The 1,770-nt window shown below is 37.4% G+C and carries 1 protein-coding gene; it reads left to right on the forward strand.

What is annotated here, in order from left to right; all coding sequences use genetic code 11:
- Positions 1-1,125 (forward strand): amidohydrolase family protein (locus DWA30_RS00780; protein ID WP_168421708.1); only part of this gene is annotated, 1,125 nt, incomplete at its 5' end.
- Between the last annotated feature and the right edge of the window lie 645 nt (positions 1,126-1,770).

Raw genomic sequence — 1,770 nt, forward strand, 5'->3', positions numbered from 1 at the left:
GTAACTGGAAAATTTATTATTCCAGGAAGGATAGATTCACACGTACACCTGTTCAGACCAAAAAACCGGAAAGAAAGTTTATCAAAATTACTTTATTCAGGAGTTACTTCCGTTAGAGATATGGGTGGCGATGCTAGAATTTATCAATCTTTAAATAAGGAAATAATAGACGGAAATCTAAATGGCTCTGACATCTATTACTCTGCTACTATTTTTGGACCAACTTTTCTAAAAGACCCTAGAACTAAATTTGCCGCAATTGGTTTTGAACCGGGTTCAGCACCTTGGATGAGGCTGATAACTGATGAAACCAATTTGGAAACAATTGTTGAGGATGCCAAGGAAACTGGTGTAACCGGTTTAAAGATTTATTCCAACGTAAGTCCTGAATTATTGTTAAAGCTTACTGAATTTGCTCACAAAAAAGACCTAAAAGTATGGAGCCATTCGAGCATTTTTCCCAGCAAACCATCAGATGCCGTTAACGCCAGCGTTGATGTGTTATCACATAGTATAGGAATGATTTTTGAATTGGAAAAAAATATGCCATTATCCTTCAATGAGTCAATACGAAAATCCGTACCACTTCAAGACTTTAAAAACACTGATGTATCAGCCCCTGAATTTATTGAGTTGTTTGAAAAAATGAAGTCAAACAATATCATTTTTGAGCCAACACTTTCAGCTTGGAGTATAAAATTACGTAATTCAAAGCCAAACAATGATACAAAGTCTCAAAAGACGAATCCAACTAAACAGCTATCGAACGCCGCAGGCAAAATGGATTTGGTCGCGATGGACAGTTGGGCCAAAAGAATTACTAAAGCTGCTTATGACAACGGAGTTATGATAGCAGCAGGAACAGATTTTAATTCAAATATAAAGTGGGTACAGGATGAAATTATTCTGTTGAACGAATGTGGTTTGACAAATATTGAGTCGATAAAAGCTGCGACCTTGAACAATGCTAAGGCGATTGGAATTGAAAATACTCATGGCTCAGTTGCAATTGGAAAGAAAGCGAATCTTGTAATTCTATCTAAAAACCCATTGGAAAATATTGAAAATATACGAACGGTATTTTCAGTATATAAAAACGGAATAGAATATAAAAGGACGGAATAAAAACGTATGCCAACAATAGCTATAAGTAATTGCTTGTTCTCGCCTACTTCTGAAAATCCTCGCGGATTTTCAGTTTGGTGTGTACTTGCAAAGTTAAGTGCTAACCCACGCAACTACTCATAGCCGAGACCGTTACCAATAATAGTGCGGAATCGCCTTCGGCGGAATCTAATTTGAACATTTTACAAGACGACTGATTCGAATAAAACTGACAACTCCTCTCCTATTTGAACAGTTTGGTTACTTCTGATCTGAAAGTATAACTCCGAATGGTTTGCGACAGAATGAAATCGATTGTCCCAGCCAAGAGTTTTGGTCGCACTACAATAGGTAACAATGTATAAAATCAATAACGGCTGAATTTCCTACTCGGAAATTCAACCTAATTAAGTACATTTGATTTAACTGACAAATGGTAACATGCTCGCACGTCCGAAGCGCACGCTTCGCTGCAAACAGCACGCGAGCCACCGTTACTGAATTTTATACAAAACCGTTACCAATAATAGTGCGGAATTGCCTTCGGCGGAATCTAATTTGAACATTTTGCAAGACGACTGATTTGAATAAAACTGACAACTCCTCTCCTATTTGCACTTTTTAGTCACTTCTGATCTAAATGTACAACTCCGAATGGTTTGCGAC

The organism is Candidatus Ulvibacter alkanivorans, assembly GCF_003333325.1.
In the GTDB taxonomy this organism is placed as follows: Bacteria; Bacteroidota; Bacteroidia; order Flavobacteriales; family Flavobacteriaceae; genus Ulvibacter_A; species Ulvibacter_A alkanivorans.